The organism is Corallococcus sp. CA047B (assembly GCF_003612065.1).
Lineage (GTDB): Bacteria > Myxococcota > Myxococcia > Myxococcales > Myxococcaceae > Corallococcus > Corallococcus praedator.
Genome location: NZ_RAWD01000208.1, coordinates 1 through 17587 on the forward strand (window position 1 = coordinate 1; position 17587 = coordinate 17587).

The 17587-nt window shown below is 71.8% G+C and carries 15 protein-coding genes; 11 read left to right on the forward strand and 4 right to left on the reverse strand.

The window, feature by feature from the left end; all coding sequences use genetic code 11:
* Positions 1-95 precede the first annotated feature (95 nt).
* From D7X74_RS27385 to D7X74_RS27405, 5 genes are all read left to right on the forward strand, one after another.
* Positions 96-1142, forward strand: a complete 1047-nt coding sequence (locus D7X74_RS27385; RefSeq protein ID WP_233602274.1) for a YncE family protein — start codon at positions 96-98, stop codon at positions 1140-1142.
* On the forward strand, positions 1139-1849 hold the full coding sequence (locus D7X74_RS27390; RefSeq protein WP_120535957.1) for a c-type cytochrome: 711 nt from the start codon (positions 1139-1141) through the stop codon (positions 1847-1849). The genes D7X74_RS27385 and D7X74_RS27390 overlap by 4 nt, the downstream gene beginning before the upstream one ends.
* 96 nt (positions 1850-1945) lie before the next feature.
* Positions 1946-4414 carry a PAS domain S-box protein gene (locus D7X74_RS27395; protein ID WP_120535958.1) on the forward strand — a complete coding sequence of 823 codons (2469 nt, stop codon included), beginning with the start codon at positions 1946-1948 and terminating at the stop codon, positions 4412-4414.
* Positions 4415-4514: 100 nt separating this feature from the next.
* Positions 4515-5303: a hypothetical protein gene (locus D7X74_RS27400; protein ID WP_233602275.1), complete on the forward strand. Its 789-nt coding sequence runs from the start codon at positions 4515-4517 to the stop codon at positions 5301-5303.
* A 121-nt stretch (positions 5304-5424) separates the two neighbouring features.
* Positions 5425-5829 (forward strand): DUF2203 domain-containing protein, encoded by a 405-nt coding sequence (locus tag D7X74_RS27405; RefSeq protein WP_120535960.1) that lies wholly within the window; start codon positions 5425-5427, stop codon positions 5827-5829.
* Positions 5830-5851: 22 nt separating this feature from the next.
* On the opposite strand, the gene D7X74_RS27410 is transcribed toward D7X74_RS27405, so the two are convergent.
* Positions 5852-6466: a hypothetical protein gene (locus tag D7X74_RS27410; RefSeq protein ID WP_120535961.1), complete on the reverse strand. Its 615-nt coding sequence runs from the start codon at positions 6464-6466 to the stop codon at positions 5852-5854.
* A 182-nt stretch (positions 6467-6648) separates the two neighbouring features.
* Here D7X74_RS27410 and D7X74_RS27415 point away from each other — a divergent pair, with 182 nt between their 5' ends.
* Together D7X74_RS27415 and D7X74_RS27420 are read left to right on the forward strand one after the other, a co-directional pair.
* Positions 6649-7569, forward strand: a complete 921-nt coding sequence (locus D7X74_RS27415; protein ID WP_199741905.1) for an NmrA/HSCARG family protein — start codon at positions 6649-6651, stop codon at positions 7567-7569.
* Between the two features lie 114 nt (positions 7570-7683).
* A complete protein-coding gene (locus D7X74_RS27420) occupies positions 7684-8409 on the forward strand; it encodes a hypothetical protein (protein WP_120535962.1) in 726 nt (241 codons plus the stop codon).
* Here the strand turns inward: D7X74_RS27420 and D7X74_RS45095 are convergent, their stop codons facing one another.
* Complete coding sequence (locus D7X74_RS45095) at positions 8410-8709, reverse strand: hypothetical protein (protein WP_199732782.1); 300 nt, start codon at positions 8707-8709, stop codon at positions 8410-8412.
* 149 nt (positions 8710-8858) lie between these two features.
* On the opposite strand from D7X74_RS45095, the gene D7X74_RS27430 reads away from it, so the two are divergent.
* The 3 genes from D7X74_RS27430 to D7X74_RS27440 all read left to right on the forward strand — a co-directional run bounded on the left by D7X74_RS27430 (position 8859) and on the right by D7X74_RS27440 (position 12699).
* Positions 8859-10346: an FAD-binding oxidoreductase gene (locus D7X74_RS27430; protein ID WP_199741906.1), complete on the forward strand. Its 1488-nt coding sequence runs from the start codon at positions 8859-8861 to the stop codon at positions 10344-10346.
* Between the two features lie 117 nt (positions 10347-10463).
* Positions 10464-11402 carry a hypothetical protein gene (locus D7X74_RS27435; protein WP_120535964.1) on the forward strand — a complete coding sequence of 313 codons (939 nt, stop codon included), beginning with the start codon at positions 10464-10466 and terminating at the stop codon, positions 11400-11402.
* Between the two features lie 109 nt (positions 11403-11511).
* Complete coding sequence (locus tag D7X74_RS27440; RefSeq protein ID WP_120535965.1) at positions 11512-12699, forward strand: tetratricopeptide repeat protein; 1188 nt, start codon at positions 11512-11514, stop codon at positions 12697-12699.
* A 9-nt stretch (positions 12700-12708) separates the two neighbouring features.
* Here D7X74_RS27440 and D7X74_RS27445 read toward each other — a convergent pair whose 3' ends face one another.
* On the reverse strand, positions 12709-13671 hold the full coding sequence (locus tag D7X74_RS27445) for an ornithine cyclodeaminase family protein (RefSeq protein WP_120535966.1): 963 nt from the start codon (positions 13669-13671) through the stop codon (positions 12709-12711).
* A 265-nt stretch (positions 13672-13936) separates the two neighbouring features.
* Between D7X74_RS27445 and D7X74_RS27450 the strand changes: the two genes are divergently transcribed.
* On the forward strand, positions 13937-15967 hold the full coding sequence (locus tag D7X74_RS27450; protein ID WP_304984933.1) for an ATP-binding protein: 2031 nt from the start codon (positions 13937-13939) through the stop codon (positions 15965-15967).
* Between the two features lie 15 nt (positions 15968-15982).
* Here D7X74_RS27450 and D7X74_RS27455 read toward each other — a convergent pair.
* Positions 15983-17587 (reverse strand): Sapep family Mn(2+)-dependent dipeptidase (locus tag D7X74_RS27455; RefSeq protein ID WP_147446691.1); only part of this gene is annotated, 1605 nt, incomplete at its 5' end.

The window sequence follows — 17587 nt, forward strand, 5'->3', positions numbered from 1 at the left end:
GACACGGTGCACGAGACGCGCGTGCGCATGCGTACGTAGTCCCAATGCCTTCCATCCGGACGATGCCAACGTCTTGAATCAGGCGTTGCCCGGACATGTCTCGCAGCCAGCCGGCGAAGGGCTCGGCGGACTGGGGTGAGTTGGCGCGCGTGCCGGTGGGGCTCAACCCGGTGGAATTGGAAGGGCCGCACCACACGGCGGTGTCTCCCATGGGGGACTACTACTACGTGGGCATCTCCAACTACGTGCCCGGTGGGGGTTCCGGTCCGCACGGTGCGCATGGCACCGGCACGGCGGATGGGTACTGCCTGAAGCTGAGCGCGAAGGACAACCGGCTGGTGGCCTCCGCGCGCGTGGACCGCAACCCGGGCGACGTCATCGTCAGCGCGGACGGGCGCACGCTGTACCAGACGCACTTCGACCTGCTGCGCATCGCGGACGTCGCGCGGCAGGGCGGCACGGAAGAGGAGATGGTGGCGCGGTTGGCCATCCTCGACGCGGAGACGATGGCGGTGAAGGCGCGGGTGAAGGTGTGCCCGGCGCCGCACGCGGTGCGCCTGTCGGCGGATGAGCGCACGGCCTACGTGGCGTGCTGGTCGGATGAGGTCGCGCTGGTGGACCTGGCGACGGAAGGGATGCCGGTGACGCGGGTGAAGGTGGCGCCCGGGGCGGGCACCGCCACGAATCCGCGTCACCAGCCGTACGCGCTCACGGTGTCGCCCACGACAGGGGACGTGTGGGTCAGCTCGCTGGCCAGCCGTCAGGTGCAGGTGCTGGAGCCGGGCACGCGCGCGATGAACCCGGAGCGCACGGTGTACCTGCGCGGGTCGCCCATGTTCGGCGCGTTCACGCGGGACGGGAAGACGCTGTACCTGCCCTACCAGCAGGAGGACGCGGTGGCGGTCATCGACCCGGCGACGTCCACGGTGCAGCGCACGCTGGAGCTGTCCCAGGCGGGCTGTCTCAACGTGCACCAGTTCATGCTGACGCCGGATGAGCGCCACGGGCTGGTGGTGTGCGAAGGCGACCACGTGGGCCCGGGCACGTTGCACGTGGTGGACGTGGCGGAGGGCACGGTGGTGTCCACGGCGCGAATGGGCATCTTCCCGGACTCGGTGAGTCTGCTGAAGGGGACGCCATGAGGTGGGGCGTGATGGCGCTGGTGCTGGGCGCGCTGTCCGGCTGCGACGGGGGGGATGAGCCCGTGGCGGCGGCGGACTTCGGGGAGGAGCTGTTCCAGGACGCCCGGCTGTCGGAGAGCACGTTCAACCGCTTCTCGTGCGCGACGTGTCACGTGACGACGCCGGAGACGCCGGCGGGGCGCATCGACTCGGGGTATTCGCTGCACAACGTGACGGCGCGGCCGAGCTGGTGGGGCGGCTACGAGACGCACCTGCTGGACGCGGTGAACTTCTGCTACGTGAACTTCATGCGCGGGGTGACGAAGCTGGAGCCGGAGGACCCGCGCTCCCGGGCCCTGTACGAGTACCTGTCGCGCATCAGCCCGGACGCGCAGGCGCCCGCGCTGCCGCTCACGGTGGTGAAGGACATCAGCGACGTGCCCCGGGGGGACACCGCGCGCGGTGAGGTGGTGTACCGGGCGGCGTGCCAGAACTGCCACGGCGCGACGCACACGGGCGAGGGCCGGCTGACGGAGCTGGCGTCGGTGCTGCCGGAGGTGACGCAGGACTACGACCGGCTCTTCCCGGGCATCCCGCACGCGACGGTCGTCATCGAGAAGGTGCGGCACGGCCAGTTCTTCGGCGTGGGCGGCAACATGCCCCCCTACAGCGCGGAGTCCCTGTCCGACGCGGACCTGGGCGCGCTGCTCGCGTACCTGGGGCTGTAGCGCCGCCCCGCTGACCACCGGACACGCGAGGCAGGAGGCGCACGGCGTGCCGCCCCTGCCCATGCGCGCCGGACATTCCCACCTCTAGAGACGTTCATGTCCTCCTCGGATCCACAGGAGCGGGGTCCTTCGTCGGAGGGGCGGACGCCCGCGGAGGGCGGTGGATCGCTGTCCCTCGTGGACCTGCTGGAGTTCGACCGCGATGCCATCGTGGAGGACTGGCTGTCCCGCGTGGCCCCCTTGTTCGCCAACCTGCGGCTGACGCGCGAGCAGATCCTCGACGCCCTGCCTGCCTTCATCGACGAGCTTCGCGACACGCTCGAAGCGGAGGAGGCAGGCGGCGACCGCCGGCCCCCTCATCACCGCAAGGCCTCCGAGGCCCATGGCCGCCAGCGCCAGCGCCTGGGCTTCAGCGCGGCCCTGGTCGCCCGCGAGTACGGCCTGCTGCGCGACTGCCTCCTGGAGCGCATCGAGCAGGAGGACATCCACTTCCCCCTGTCGCAGCTGCGCCTGCTCAGCCTCCGCATCGACACCGCCATGCGCGAGGCCGTGTCCCAGTTTGAACTCGACAGCCCCGAGCGCAAGAGCGAGGAGGCAGAGGAGCGCGAGCGCTTCTTCCAGTTGTCCCCGGACATGTTCTGCATCGCGGGCATCGACGCGTACTTCAAGCGCGTGAACGCGTACTTCGTCCAGGTGCTCGGGTGGAGCGAGCCGGAGCTGTACCGCTTCCCCTTCCTGGACCTCGTCCACCCCGACGACCGGGAGGCCACCCGGCGGGAGGTGAGCAAGCTCTCCCAGGGCATCCCCACCCTGCGCTTCGAGAACCGCTTCCGCTGCAAGGACGGCCGCTACAAGTGGCTGGCCTGGGCCGCGCGCTCCGTGCCCGCGCAGGGCCTCATCTACGCCGCCGCGCGCGACATCACCGAACAGAAGGTCGCGGCCCAGGAGCGTGAACGCCTGCTGGAGGCCCTGCGCGACAGCGAGGCCCGCTTCCGCAACATGGCCGACCACGCCCCCGTCATGCTCTGGGTGACGGACGTGGACGGCGTCACGACCTACATGAACCGGGGCTGGTACGCCTTCACCGGCCAGACGGAGGCCCAGGGTCTGGGCCTCGGCTGGCTGGACGCCATCCACCCCGATGACCTGGAGCGCACCCGGAACATCTTCCTCTCCGCCAACCTCGCGCATCACCGGTCCTTCCGGCTGGACTACCGGCTGCGGGGCACGGACGGCGTGTACCGCTGGGCCGTGGACACCGGCTCGCCCCGCTTCGACACCGAAGGGCGCTTCCTGGGCTACATCGGCAGCATCATCGACATCTCCGACCGCAAGCAGGCGGAGGTGGACCGCGAAGCCCTGCTCGCCCGGGAGAGCGCCGCGCGCAAGGAGGCCGAGGAGGCCAACCAGCTCAAGGACGAGTTCCTCGCCACCGTCAGCCACGAGTTGCGCACGCCCCTCACCGCCATCCTCGGCTGGGTGCAGTTGCTGCGCACCGGCCACCTGCCCGAGTCCCGCCGCGAGCGCGCACTGGAGACCATGGAGCGCAACGCGCGCGCGCAGGGCCAGCTCATCGAGGACCTGCTCGACGTCAGCCGCATCATGTCCGGCAAGCTCAAGCTGGACGTGGAGCCGGTGGACCTGTCCACCGTGGTGCAGCAGGCGCTGGACTCCGTGCGCCCCGCCGCCGACGCGAGAGGCGTCCAGGTGCAGGCCACCGTGGACTCCTCCAGCAGCGTCATGGGAGACCTGCAACGGCTGCAGCAGGTGGTGTGGAACCTGCTCTCCAACGCGGTGAAGTTCACGCCCCGCGGCGGCCACGTGCGGCTCTTGGTGGAGCGCCGGGACTCCCTCGTGGAGCTCACCGTGCAGGACACCGGCCAGGGCATCCCCGCGGCCTTCCTGCCCCACGTCTTCGAGCGCTTCCGCCAGGCCGACAGCGGCACCACCCGCAAGACGGGCGGCCTGGGCCTGGGCCTGTCCATCGTGCGCCACATCGTGGAGATGCACGGCGGCACCGTCGCCGTCGCCAGCGAGGGCGAAGGCCGGGGCGCCACCTTCACCGTGCGCCTGCCCCTGTCCATCATGCAGCGCCGCGACCCGCTCATGGTCCCCTCGCCCCGGCCGCCCTCCGCCCCGGGCCCGGAGTCCGTGCGCCCCGCGGAGCTGAACGGGGTGCGCGTGCTCGTGGTGGATGACGAGGAGGACGCGCGCGAACTCCTGCGCACCCTCTTGGAGGACAGCGGCGCGCACGTGCTCACCGCCGGCTCCGCCGCCGAGGGCCTCCAGGTGCTCCAGGAGGAGCCGCCGGACGTGCTCGTGTCCGACATCGGCATGCCGGGCACGGACGGCTACGGCTTCATCGAACGCGTGCGCGCGCTGCCCGCCGACAGGGGCGGACGCACCCCGGCGGTGGCCATCACCGCCTACGCCCGTTCGGAGGACCGCACCCGCGTGCTGCGCGCCGGCTTCCAGAGCCACGTGCCCAAGCCCGTGGAGCCCGTGGAGCTGCTCGCCGTGCTCGCGTCGCTGGCGGGCTGCTTCGAAGTGCCCTTGAAGTCCTGACGCGCCCCCGCCGGGAGGACGTGGGCCGCCCGACACCGGGGCACAAGCGGGCTTGCATCCTCCTGGCCAGCGGGCACGCCCAGGGCTTACGTTGCAGGGCATGCGTCCACCGCCCGGACAACTGGCGATGTTCGACGCGCCGGCGCCCGAAAGGGAACCGGCGCCCGGACGCCCCCGGCTGCCCTCGCGCGAGGACGCGCTGCCCCGGGCGGCGGAGCTGGCCCGGCGCGTGTCCGCCCTGCTGGGCCTGCCCGTGCACCTGCGCCTCACCGACAACCGCGCCACGCTGGTGAGCTTCCGGAAGCTACCGGAGGGCGTGCGGCTGCGCATGCACCACCTCTTCCTGGACGCACCGGAGCCGGTGGTGCGCGCCGTCGCCGGGTACGTGGCCGGTGACGCGGGCGCGCGCGACGTGCTGGAGGCGTTCAGCCACGCGCACCACGACCAGGTGCGCCGGGAGCGCCAGCCCGGAGCCCCGCTGCGCAGCCGGGGCAAGTGCTTCGACCTGCGCGCGGTGCACGCCCGGTTGGATGCGACGTACTTCGACGGCCGGGTGCGGGAGGTGGAGGTGGGCTGGGCCCGGAAGCCGGGCCGCCGCACCCGCCGCACCATCCACCTGGGTGGCTACGACGCACGCCTGCGCGAGGTGCGCCTCCACCCCGCGCTGGACAAGCCCCACGTGCCCGCCTTCGTGGTGGACTTCCTCGTCTTCCACGCCCTCTTGCACGCGGACCTGGCCCACACCGACGCGGACCGGGACGGCGACGACACCGGGCGCTGCGCCGCCGAACACACCCCCGACTTCGACGCGCGCGAGGCCGCCTTTCCCCTGCGGGAGTCCGCCTGGCGTTGGTTGGTGGAGCATCTGTCGTCGCTGCGGCGCGGGTAGGACCCTCCCACCTGACCTGGCTGACACGTTTCCGACACAAAAAGCCTTGCGTCCACGCATCCGCACCCGCTCGGGGATGGTGATGGCCAGCGGAGGGCGCACACTGCATGCTGTCGCCCCGATGCGCTTTTTCAGCGTGGAAGAGGCCAACCGCCTGGTGCCGTTGCTGTCGCTGACCTTCGGGCGTGTGCGCCCGTGGGTGGAGCGCGTGCAGAAGCTGGCGGAGGCGCTGGACGCCCTGGGGTCCGCCCCCGAAACCCAGGAGACCCGCGCCCAGCGTGAGGAGCGCGAGTCCCTGCTGGAGCGCATCCGAGGCGAGCTGGGCCCGCTCCAGGAGATGGGGCTGGAGATCAAGGGCGCGGACGGCCTGGTGGACTTCCACGCGCGGCGCGGCGAGGAGCCCGTCTACCTGTGCTGGCGCTTCGGCGAGCCGAGCGTGACGCACTGGCACGACCTGCAGGCGGGCTTCTCCGGACGCCGCCCCATCGAAAGCCCGGACGACTTCGAGCCCACGTACCTGAGCTGAAGCGCCAGCAGGCCGGACGGGCTCAGGCCGGCTTCGACGACAGGCTCTGGTGCAGCAGGCCCAGCTTGTTGCGCGCGGACAGCAGCTGCTGGCGCAGGGAATCCGCCTGCCGGGCGATGTCGGAGAAGTGATCCGCGTCCGCGGCGCCGGCCAGGGTCGCCGCCTCGTCCGCGACCTCCGCCATGCGCTCCTGGAGGGAGGTGAAGACGGCCGTGAGCTGGGCATCCTCCTCCGCCGTGCGGGACTCCTGCTGACGCAGGGCGGAGAACTGCTGCATGCGCCCGTTGAGGTCCGCGGCGCTCTGGCCCAGGCCCCCGTAGCGGGTGAGCAGGTCCTTGAACACCTCCGTGCGCCGTTGCAGCTCCTGCGCGCGCGTGTTGACGGCGTCCGCCTGCGTCTGCTGCCGGGTGCGCACGCCGGTGATGGCCTGCACCAGCGCGCCCACGCGCAGGCGGAGCGCGTCGTCCAGGTCCGCCAGCTCCTTGAGCGTGCGCGACGCCCGCTCCAGGTGCTTCTCCGAGGTCAGGGGGGCGTCCTGGAGCTGCCCTGACAGGGCCTCGAAGCGCAGCAGCTCCGCGTCGAGTGCCTGGGCGGCGGAGACCAGCTCCGAAGGGGATGACGTGTCGCGCTTGCTCATGGGTTCCCCGGAAGATGCCACGCGCCGTGGCTGCCCGCCTGCTTCCTGGCCTGCCCTCGCGGGCCTGCCTGCCTGCCCCGGGAGCCTGAGTCCGGGGGGCGGGCGTGCGACTTCCGGACCTCGCCAACAGGAAGGGGCGGTCGCACCTTCTCGTGACACGCCGCGTCCGGAGGTCTGAAGCCATGTCCGTGGATTTCTCCATCACCGCGCTCGTCACGGGCGCCACCGGCCAGCAGGGCGGCGCCGTGGCCCGCCAGCTCCTGAGCCGGGGCCACAAGGTGGTCGCCCTGGTGCGCGACCCGAACAAGCCCGAGGCCCGCGCGCTCCAGACGCTGGGGGCACGGCTGGTGCGGGGTGACTTCGACGACGTGGACGCGCTGGAGCAGGCCACCCGGGGCGTGGACGCCGTCTATGCCATGGCCACGCCCTTTGGAAACGGCGGCCCGGACACGGAAACACATCACGGCATGAACCTGGCGGACGCGGCGAAGCGCTCCGGCGTGCGGCACTACGTGTATTCCTCCGTGGCGGGCGCGGATCAGCTCACCGGCGTCCCCCACTTCGACAGCAAGCACCGCGTGGAGCTGTACCTGCGGCGCATGGACATGCCCTTCACCATCCTGGCGCCCACCTTCTTCATGGAGAACCTGCTCCAGCCTCCGACGCGGGACGCGCTGGCCCGGGGGCACCTCACGCTGGGGCTGCCCGCGTCGCGCGGGTTGCAGATGGTGGCGGTGGACGACCTCGCGGGCTACGCGCTGCACGTGCTGGAGGATCCAGAGCGCTTCATCGGCGAGCGCATCGAGGTGGCGTCCGACGAGGTCACCGGCCAGCAGTCCTCCGCGCTGCTCTCCATGGTGAGCGGCCACCGCATCCACTACGAGCAGGTGCCGCTGGACCAGCTGGCGCAGCAGAGCGAGGACCTGGCGCGCATGTACGAATGGCTGGACCGGGTGGGCTACCACGCGGACATCCTCACCCTGCGCAACAGCGTCCCGCGCGTGGGCTGGCGGACCTTCGAGACCTGGGCGCGCCACCAGGACTGGGACTTCATCACCTCCGCCTCGTGGCCCGGGGCCGCCGCCGAAGCCGTGACGCCGTAGACGCCGCGGCCTCGGGGCGAGGGCCCGGTCGCAGGGATGGCATCCGGGGTGGAGCCTTCCGGGTGACCTCCCGTGGACGCCGCGTGCCCTACCTTGAATCCCAGGAGGCACATCATGCGTGCACATGGGCTGGGGGCCGCGGCGCTGTTGCTGGTCGCGGGCTGCGCGGCGGAGACGAAATTGAGGCCCACGCCGGAAGCGGGCGTCCTGGTGAACGGCAAGGGCGGCGCCATCACGGAACAGCAGGGCGTGAGGCTGGTGGCGGATGGCTCCGCGTGGCGCGGCTCCCCGTCCGACCTGGAGCGCCGCCTCACCCCCGTCTACGTCCGGCTGGAGAACCAGGGCCAGCGGCCGCTCAAGCTCCAGTACGCGGCCTTCTCGCTCATCGGCGAGGAGTCGCGCTTCCGCTACACGGCGCTGGCGCCCCTGTCGCTCCAGAAGGCCATGTCCGCCAATGACACGGCCCCCAGCGGCGTCATCGCCCCCGCGGGCCATTGGAGCGTGGGCGTGGGCGTGGGCGTGGGCGTGGGGTCCTCCTACGTCCATGGCCCCCGAAGGGGTTACTACCCGCCGTACTACGGCCCGTGGGGCAGCCCGTTCTACGATCCGTTCCTCTACAGTTGGCCCCAGTACCAGGAGCCGCTGCCCACCGAGGACATGCTCAACAACGCGCTGCCGGAGGGCACCCTGGAGCCCGGCGGCACGCAGCAGGGCTTCCTCTACTTCCAGGGCGTGGCGCGCCGCGAGGACGCGGTGACGCTCCAGGTGAAGCTGGTGGACGCGACCACGGGGGAGCCGTTCGGAGCGCTGGACATCCCCTTCCAGGTGAGCACGCACTAGCTAGTGCAACAGCGTGCTGGGCGGCGCGTAGGGGGAGCGCCCGCCGTCGTGGGCCAGGTCGAGCAGCGGCGCCTCCTCCGGCTGTCCCAGCGCGCGCCGCACGTCCGCGCCCCGCACGGGCAGGCCGAACAGCGGCCCCAGGAGGAACAGGTCCAGGGCCCCGGACAAGAGCGGCACCAGCCCCGTCAGCGCCACCATGGCGCCCCGGGGCGAGCCCGTGCCCAGGCCGCCCAGCACCAGGCCCGAGCCCGCCAGAATCCGCACCCACCGTCCCGTCCGCGACGCGATGAACCCGACCATGAACACCTCCCCACGCCGAAGATGAACACGCGTCAGGGGGCGACCATCGGCGGTGTCCGCCGGGCAACCCTCCCGCCCCCGGGCCCGTCCGCCCGCTCCCCTTCCAGGTGGCCAGCGCCCGGGCAGGCGGCGCGGGCATACTGCGCCCCGTGAGCGAAACCGAAGGCAAGACCCCGGCGGAGGTCCTGGAAGCAGCCCTGGCCGCGTGGCGGGAGGCGCTCGGCGAAGCGCACGTCATCCTCGAACCCGAGGCGCTGGAGGCCGCCCAGACGGCCACCTTCGCCACCACGCAGCGCATCCCCGCCATCCTCCGACCCGCGGACACCGTCCAGGTCCAGGCGTGTCTGCGCATCGCGCAGGCGCACGGCGTGCCGGTGTATCCGGTGAGCGGCGGTCGCAACTGGGGCTACGGCTCGCGCGTGCCTTCGGGCGACGGCAGCGTGCTGCTGGACCTGGGGCGGATGAACCGCGTCCTCGAACACGACGAGCAGCTGGCGTACCTCACCGTGGAGCCCGGCGTGACGTTCCGGCAGGCGCACGCGTGGCTGCGCGAGAAGAACTCCTCCACGTTCATCACCACCATCGGCGGCTCCCCGGACGCGAGCCTCGTGGGCAACGCGCTGGAGCGCGGCGACGGACGCGGACCGAACGCGGACATCTTCCAGCACGTCTGCGCCCTGGAGGTCGTGCTGCCCACGGGCGAGGTGGTGCGCACGGGCCACGCGCGCTTCCCCGGCGCCCACGCCGCCCCGGTGTTCCGCTGGGGCCTGGGCCCCGTGCTGGACGGCCTGTTCAGCCAGTCCTCGCTGGGCGTGGTGACGCGGATGACGTTCTGGCTGTCGCGCAAGCAGCCCTATCTGCGCGAGTTCTTCTGCGCCGTGAACGACGACGCGCACCTGTGGAGCGCGGTGGACCGGCTCCAGGCGCTGGCCCTGGACGGCACGCTCAAGGGCAGCTTCTTCTTCTGGAACGACCTCAAGGCCTTCAGCGTCACCCAGCAGTACCCCTATGCCTCCGTGGGCCGCACGCCCCTGCCGGACTGGGCGCGCGACCAGTTCCGCGAGGGCTTCGGACGCTGGGCCATCAGCGGCGCCCTCTCCGCCCCGGACGCGGAGATCGGCGCCCTGCTGGAGCGCCGGCTCGCCGCCGCGCTGGACGGCGCCTTCCAGGGCGTCCCCACGGAGGCGAACCTCGCCATGACCTACTGGAGGAAGCGCACCCCGCAGCCGGAGGCCCCGGATCCGGACCGAGACCGCTGCGGCTTCATCTGGTGCTCCGTGGCCGTGCCCTTCACCAGCGCCCACGCGAAGCGCGGCGTGGAGATCGCCGACCGCGTCCCCCGCCTCTTCGGCCTGGAGCCCAACCTGGCCCTCCTCGCCCACTCCCCGCGCTGCCTCTACCTCGTCACCGCGCTCGCCTATGATCGCGACGTCCGGGGCGAGGACGCCCGCGCCCAGGCCTGCTACCGCGCCCTCACCCAGGAGCTGGCTCAGGCCGGGTACTTCCTGACCCGAGCCGGACTCCAGGCGCAGGAGTTGTCACCGCCGGTGCCGGACGCGACCACCGAGCTGGTGCGGACGCTGAAGACGGTGCTGGACCCCTGGGGAATCCTGGCCCCGGAGCGATCCGAGAACTGAGAGGGCCGGCGCGGATCAGCGCTGAAAAAAGAGGAGCGGAAACTTTCTCAGGGCCCGAGCCGATAAACCTACAAGTCACACGCCTTCCCCCAGCGCCCAGCGCCCCCGGAGCCCTTCATGTCCATCGAGACCAACCGCTACCGTCCCGTGTTCCGGAACCCCACGACCCCCACCCCGGCGAACGGCACCAACGTGCGCCGCGAGGTGCAGGCGCAGTCGCAGAACCGGGCGCAGGGCGAGGCGACGATCAACCTGAACCGCGGCGTCGAGGGCAACCGGGTCACCACCAGCAACCAAGTGAACCCCTCCACCACGTCGGACATCCAGAAGCAGCTGGAGACCAGCCGCTTCGACCAGACCGTCGCCCAGGGCGAGTGGAACAAGAACTGGACCGCCGCTTCCGGCGAGCACACGTTCGGTGACGCGAACAGCAACTTCCACACGACCGTGGAAGGCCAGGCGCTGACGGCGGACGTGGCGGCGCAGGGCAACGTCTCCATCGACCCGCTGCACGGCAAGATTGGCGCCGAGGGCAGCGTCGAGGCGAAGGCGGACCTGGTGCGCGGCTCGGTGGAAGGCCACGCGGACACCGCGCTGGGCCGCTCCGAGTGGGGCGCGGAGGGCAACGTCGGCGCCGAGGCGACCGCCACGGGCCAGGTGGTGCTGGATCCGCTCCACGGCCAGGCCGCGGCCTCCGTGCACGGTGAGGCCTTCGCCGGCGCCCGCGCCAGCGCGGAAGTCACGCAGGAGATTGGCCCCGCGACCGTCACGGCGGGCGCGGAAGCCTTCGCCGGCATCGGCGTGGAGTTCGAAGCCAACGTCGGCCTGAAGGACGGCAAGCTGTCCGCCAACTTCGACGTGGGCGCGGCGCTGGGCATCGGCGCGAGCGTGGAGTTCGGCTTCTCCGTCGACGTGGGCAAGATTGGCGACGGCGTGAAGGACGCGGTGCAGAACGTCGGCGAGGGCATCAAGAACGTCGGCGAGGGCATCAAGAACGTCGGCGAGGGCATCAAGAACGTCGGCGAGGGCATCAAGAACGCGCTGGGCGGCTGGTAGTCCCCCGCACGCTTTCGCCTCTGCTTCCCAGGGCCTCGTCCATCCGGACGGGGCCCTTCCTTTTTCCCGTGGCTCGACAGCCCCCGGACGCTGGGGGACACTTTCCATCATGAACTCTCTGGAAACCCTCCTCGCTGCGGGCCAGCTTGCCCAGGCCAAGGCAGAGGCCGAGAAGCTCCTCGCGAAGAACCCGGCGCACCGCGACGCGCTGGTGGTGATGACCAAGCTCTCCCTGGTGGAAGGCAAGCTGCCCCAGGCGGAGGCGCTGCTCGCGAAGGCGGAGGCGCAGGGCGCCACGCCGGAGACGGGCCTCGTGCGCGCGAACATCGCCGCGCAGAAGGGCCAGCTCGTCGCCGCCCTCAACGCCTACCAGGCCGTGCTCGCGCAGGACCCCAACCGCGCGGAGGCCCACTTCGGCCGCGGCATGATGCTCATCAAGCAGGACAAGGCGCCCCAGGCGCTGGAGGCCCTCACCCACGCGGTGAAGCTCCAGCCCCAGCAGGACGTGTTCCGCTACCGCCTGGGCCAGGTGCAGTTGGAGGCCGGCAAGACGGAGGAAGGGCTGGCCACGCTGCGCGAGGTCATCACCCGGCAGCCGCGCTTCGTGCCCGCGTACCTGAGCCTGTCGCACGCGCTGTCCTCGCAGGAGAAGCTGGTGGACGCCCGCCGCGTGTTGGAGCAGGGCCTCAAGGCGGTGCCCAACCAGCCGCGCCTGCTGGCGTCGGTGACGGTGCTGTCCATGGCGCTGCGCGATTTGCGCACGTCCTACCAGGCGGCCTCCGCGCTCGCGGCCTCGCGCCCGAAGGACGCGGACGCCCAGGCGAACCTCGCGCAGCTGATGCTGGCGCGCGGTCAGATTGAACAGGCCCGGCACCTGTGCCAGACCATGGCGTCGCTGGGCGTCACCAGCGAGTCCCTGAAGATGGCGGAGGCCACCTGCTTCGAGTCGCAGGAGCCGCCCGCGTACGACAAGGCCATCGCCGCGTACGAGCAGGGCATGGGCATCTCGCCGGACGGCTGGCGCGCGGCGAACAACCTGGGCCAGCTGCTCTTGCGCATCCCCGCGGAGCCGGCGAACACGCACCTGCCGCGCGCGGTGACGGTGCTGGAGGAGGCCACCCGCCGCGCCCCGGAGCGTCCGGAGCCGCTGCTCAACCTGGCGCTCGCGCAGGCGCGGCTGGGGCAGGAGAAGAAGGCGAAGGAGCTGGTGCAGAAGGTGCTCGCCATGCCGCTGGCGGAGGACACCGACATCTACCAGGAGGCCACGCGCCTGTCGCAGGCGCTCGCCAAGGCGTGACGCGCGCGCCTACTCGCTGAAGTCCAGCGTGGGCACGTCTTCGTCGCCGGATGCGGCCTGGAAGACGTGCCACGCGGCGGTCAGGTCCTGGAAGGGCAGGCCCACCGCCGCGAACACCGTCACCTGCTCCTGGGACGTGCGCCCGGGCTTGAGGCCCGCGATGACCTCGCCCAGCTCCGCGTGGATGGCGCCCTCCGAGAGGCCCACCGCGCCGGCGGCCCCGGACGCCACGCTGAGCGCGCGGTGGTCGCAGACGAAGTGGGCCGAGGCCAGCAGCTCCGCGGACACCTCCGCCTTGCCCGGCTCGTCCGCGCCCAGCGCGGTGATGTGCGTGCCCGGCCGCACCATGCCCGGGTGCAGGAAGGGCTCGCGGCTCCACGTCGCCGTCACCACGATGTCCGCGTCCGCCACCGCGTCCGCCACGGACGTCTCCACGCTCACCGGCAGGTTCAGCTCCTGGTACATGCGAGAAGCGAACGCGTTCGCGTGCTCCAGGTTCGTGTCGTAGACGCGCACCTGGCTGAGCGTGCGCACCAGCCGCAGCTGCTTGAGCTGGAGCACGCCCTGCCGGCCCGCGCCCACCACCGCCACGCGCGTCGCATCCGGCCGGGCCAGCACGTCCGCGGCCAGCGCGCCCACGACGCCGGTGCGCACGGAGGTGAGGTGGCCTGAGTCCATCACCGCCAGCAGTCCGCCGGTGACCAGGTCGTGCAGGTGCACCACGCCCTGGATGGCGGGGGACTGGCCGGGGAACTTCGCGTGCACCTTCACGGTGTACGCGGGGATGCCGGGCACGCTGCCGGGGAAGAGCACCAGCGCGGTGCCCTCCGAGTGCAGCGGCGCGCGCACGCGCTGGGGGGCCACCGTGCGGGCCAGCGCGTCGGTGCGGAAGGCCTCGCGCATGTCGTCCAGGAGCAGGAGCGCCTGGAGGTTGCGGGCCACGGCGGAGCGGTTGAGCAGGAGGGTGCGCATGCGGTGGCCGCCACCCTACCCGACCCCCCACGGCGCCATGCGGAGGAACGTGCCCTGGCCCCGCCGAGCGCACGAAGGTGAACGGCACGCCGGGCGGTGCGTCCGAAGCCCGTCCCAGGACCCACGGGCGAGGGGTCGCCATGGGGGCGTCCCTGGACGAAGACACGAAGCGCGGCGCGCACACCGTGAGCAATCTTGCGACAGGGCGGCGCGGCCGGGCGAGGGCCTGGGGAGACTGGCGATGCAGGAGCCGGATTCACGCCCCGTGAAGGGGAGCACGGGCAGCGAGGACCGCCTGTCGGCGGCGGAGTTCCTGCGTGCCCACCGCGAGACGCTGCTGGCGGACTGGCAGCAGGCGGTGCTGGAGCACCTGGCGGGGAAGGTGCCTCCGCGCGAGCCGTGGCTCATCGACCACCTGCCGGAGCTGCTCTCCGCGCTGGCGGACGCGGTGGACTTCGGGTCGGAGACCCTGGACGAGCGCATGGAGGTGGCGCACGCCATCGCGCGCCTGGATGAAGGCTTCAACCTGGGCGAGGTGGCCCACGAGTACGCGCTCTTGCGCCGCTGCATCCTCCACCGCCTGGAGGCACAGGAGCAGCGGCTGCGGCCCGGCGACCTGACGCGGCTGGAGGAGGCGCTCGACCGGGTGGTGACCCGGTCGATGGTGTTCTTCTGGGACATGAAGCAGCGCATCCTCCAGACGCTGGAACGCATGGCCGAGGCGACGCTGGACGACCCGGACATGGAGACGCTCCTGGAGCGCCTGCTCACCCGGCTGATGGAGTCCACGCTGGCCGTGGACGCGGCCGCGGTGATGCTCCTGGAGGGCGACGAGCTGGTGGTGCGCGCCGCGGTGGGCCTGGGCACCCACGAGGTGAAGGGCCAGCGCGTCCCGGTGGAGCACAGCATGGCGGCGCAGGCGGCCGTGCTGCACCAGCCCTTCCTCATCCGCTCGGCCGCCACCGACCCCCGCGTCCTCCTGGACTCCTTGCGCCAGCAGGACCTGCGCGCGCTGTACGGCATGCCCCTGATGGAGGGCGACCGCCTGCTGGGCGTGGCGTACATGGGTTCGCGCACGGCGTTCGCCTTCTCCGACGCGGACACCCTGCTCTTCCGGGCCGTCGCGCAGCGGGCCTCGGCGCACATCGCGCGCACGGAGCTGCACACGCGCGAGCGCGCGGCGCGACAGGAGGCGGAGCGGTCCCTGGCGCAGTTGGACTCGCTCCTGGACGCTGCGCCCGTGGGCATCACGTTCCTGGACACGCAGCTGCGCTACCTGCGCATCAACGACGTGCTCGCGAACCTCAACCGCAAGCCCGTGGAGGCGCACAAGGGCCGCCCGCTGCAAGAGATGGTCCGCGATGGCGCCGGAGATGCCATCGAGCGTTCGCTGCGGCAGGTCTTGGAAACCGGCCAGCCCGTGCAGGACGTGCTCATCGAAGGGCCGGATGTGAAGCGGGGCGGCATCGGGTACTGGCGGGCGGACTACTTCCCGGTGCGCACCCGGGACGGCGTGCTGCTGGGGGTGGGCAGCACGGTGGTGGACATCAACGACTACAAGCGCGCGGAGGCCGCGCTCCAGCAGGCCGTCAACTTCCGTGAGGAATTGCTCGCGGTGCTGGGACACGACCTGCGCAACCCCCTGCACGCGGTGAACGCGTCCGCCTTCATGCTGGGCCGCTTCGAAGGGCTGGACGCGACGTCGCGCCGGGGCGTGGACCGCATCCGCAAGGCCTCGGCGCGGATGGCGCGGATGATCAACGACATCCTGGACTTCGCGCGCAGCCGCCTGGGCGGGGGCATCCCGACGACGCCCCAGCACGTGAACATGGTGGAGCTGTGCCAGAGCATGCTGGAAGAATTGCAGGTGGCGTACCCGGAGCGCCCCCTGACCCTGGAGGTGAGGGGCGGGAACCTGGAGGGCCAGTGGGATCCGGACCGGGTGACGCAGGTGCTGGGCAACCTGGTGGTGAACGCGCTGCAACACGCGCGCAACGACACGCCGGTGGAGACGTCGCTCACCGACGAAGGCACGGACGTGGTGATGCGGGTGCACAACGAGGGTGACCCCATCCCGGAGCACCTGCTGCCGCGCCTGTTCGACCCCTTCAAGCAATCCCTCACGCCGGACGAAGGGGGCAAGCAGCGCAGCCTGGGGCTGGGGCTCTACATCGTGCATGAGATCGTCCAGATGCACGGCGGCAGCGTGCACGTGGAGTCCACCGTGGAGCGGGGCACGACCTTCACCGTGCGCTGGCCCCGCGTCCCACCGCCCCGGGGCTACCTGCCGCCTTGAGGCCCAGAGCCTCTGCTACGGCGTGGCCTTCGCGTCCGGCGCGGGGGCGATGGCCAGCGTGTGCACGGCCTCCGCGAGCATGCGCGTGCTCAGGTCCAGCGTCTCCAGCGCGATGGACTCGTCGGGCGCATGGCCGGTGTAGGGCTCGTTGGGGAACGCCGGCCCGAAGTCCACGGCGCGGGGGAACAGCCGCGCGTAGGTGCCGCCCCGGATGGAGCCGGGCACCGCGTCCGGCGCCTTGCGCTGGCGCTTGAAGATGTCCATCAGCGTCTGGACCAGCGGGCCGGACGTGTCCGCCACATGCGGGTCGCCCACGTAGCGGCCGCTGGCCTCCTTCACCTGCCCGCCTGAATCCTCGCCCACGCGCTTCGCGGCGGCGTCCAGGCTCGCGTTGAACGCCGGGGCGTCCTTGCCCTGCGGACGGCGCATGTTGATGCCCAGCGACACGGCGCCATCCTTCACGCGCAGCACGGTGGGCGCGACGAGCAGCGGCCCCATCAGCGTGTCCTGGTAAGCGACGCCCAGCTTGTCGCCGTGGTGGTCCCCGTCGAAGCGCAGGGCCACGACGCGCAGCATCGCGGCGATGCCATTGTCCTCCAATGACAGACGCGCGGCCACGGCGGACAAATCCCAGAGCGCGTTGCGACCTTTGTCCGCGACGGAGGAGTGCACCGCGTTGCCGTGGGTGGTGAGCACGACGGTGGCGCCCTCGCGCTTCACGTCCGCCTTCAGGTCCTTGCGCGCGGGCTGCTCCGCGGCGATGGCGGCCTTCACCTGCGCGAGCACCACCTCCGGCGTCTGGCCCTTCACGGGCACGAGCTTCAGCGTCGCGGCGCCGGGCACCTGGGTGAGGAACTCGCCCGCGGTGACGTCCACGGCGCGCGCGGTGGTGCCCTCCTTCGGGGTGGCGGCGGCCGTGCCCACGGGCGCCTCCAGCGTCCACGCGACGAAGCCGGACTGCGCGGCCATCACCGGGTAGCCGGAGTCCACGGAGATGACGTGCGTGGGCTTGGGCTCGGTGTCGGCGTACTTCTTCATGCCGTTCCAGTCGCTCTCCTCGCCGTTGCCGATGATGACGAGCACGCGGCCCTGGGGCTTCAAGCCCAGGTCCTTCGCCATCGCGAGCGCGACCAGCGCGGAGGCGATGGGCCCCTTGTCGTCCTCCACGCCCCGGCCGTACAGGCGCCCCTTCTCCAGGACGGGCTTGAAGGGCGGGCGCTTCCACTCGTGCGCGGCGGCGGGGACGACGTCGCCGTGGAAGACGAGCCCCAGCAGCGGCTCGCCCTCGCCCCAGGACAGCTCGAAGACGTCGCGCTCGCCCACGGTGCGGAAGGCGAAGCCGTGCTGCTTCGCCCACGTCTCCAGGTAGCGGCCCATGGCGGCCATCTCCGGGTTCTTGGACGCGGGGGCCTCGCTGCTCACCGTCTTGAAGCGGACAAGGCCCTGGGTGAGGGCCACCACGTCATCCAGCGCGCACGCCTGGATGTAGGCGGCGTAACGCTCCGCGGCGGACGTGCCCTTCAAGGCGGTGTCGGAGAAGCGGGCGGCGCGGGCGGCGGGCTTGCCGGCGCAGCGAGGGTCCTTCGCGGCGAGGGCGGCGGTGGGCGCCAGGAGACAGAG